This window comes from Ruegeria sp. BHSA123, from assembly GCF_059613425.1.
Genome location: NZ_JBXWSL010000169.1, coordinates 1 through 1,063, shown reverse-complemented (window position 1 = coordinate 1,063; position 1,063 = coordinate 1). Strand labels below are relative to the sequence as shown.

At 55.9% G+C, this 1,063-nt stretch carries 1 protein-coding gene; it reads right to left on the bottom strand.

What is annotated here, in order from left to right; genetic code table 11:
- Positions 1-112: 112 nt before the first annotated feature.
- A partial coding sequence (locus AC2FNC_RS20825; protein ID WP_496716589.1) for a transposase occupies positions 113-1,063 on the bottom strand: 951 nt, incomplete at its 5' end.

Here is a 1,063-nt window from a genome sequence, read left to right as displayed (position 1 = left end):
TTTTTGGCTTGGGATCATCATTTTGATGGACAGGATGGATTGTGAGGTCGGCGGAAGCCATCTGAGACGGATAGGGCCATTTGGGCGCAAATTTCAGGGCAAACGAGGGCTCTTACGCGTTCATAGCTGCGATGATCGCTGGTACGCCCATGATCTTCAGCACGCGGGTCATGTTGTAGGCGAGTACGTGCAGCGCCATCTCGGTGGCGACATTTTTCAACCTGCGCATCGTGAAGTGCGTCGCGCCCATCCATGATTTGATCGTGCCGTAGGGATGCTCGACGGTCATGCTGCGGACGGCCAGTTGGGCTGGGTCTGCGTCCAACCTTTCTTGTACTCGCTCAAGCACATCCTCTTTCTCCCATCGACGCACGCGCCGTTCCTTGCTGGCCGTGCATTTGTCCTTGATGACGCAATCGGCGCAGGCCCCAGACCAATACGCTCTGATGGCCTTGCCGTCTTGCTGGCCGGTAAATCTGTAGGTCAGTTGCTTGCCTGCCGGGCAGACATAGACATCCTTGCCGCTGTCATATGCGAAGTCAGCCTTGTCAAACTGACCGCGTGCAGCGGCGTTTGATGTCATGGGTTTGGGAACGACAACCGAGATACCAGCCTCTTCGCTGGCGACAATCTCCTCGCTCTTGTAGTAACCTTTATCCGCGATTGCTGTGAGCTGATCTGTCGTCATGACATCATTTGCTGCCGCGGCCATCATCGACAAGGCATCCCGGTCGAACCCAAGCATTGTTACTTCATGCGCAACGATCAGGTGGTGATTGGCTTCGACGGCCGTTTGAACATTGTAGCCGACAATGCGGGGCATCCGGGCCGTTGTTGCCATGGATCGGGCATCAGGATCACTAAGTGAGACTTGGGTTTCGCCGGTCTCATCCATGCGCTGCCCGATTGATCTGTAGCGCACCGCCTCCTTTTGCAGATGCTCTAACTTTCTCAAAGTGCGTTCCATGCGGGCCTCTGGCAGCACCGTGCCGGTCTGTTCAAACACTTCGTCGGCGCGATCCAACTCACCCAAATAGCGCTCGATTGCCTTGTCAATCTCACC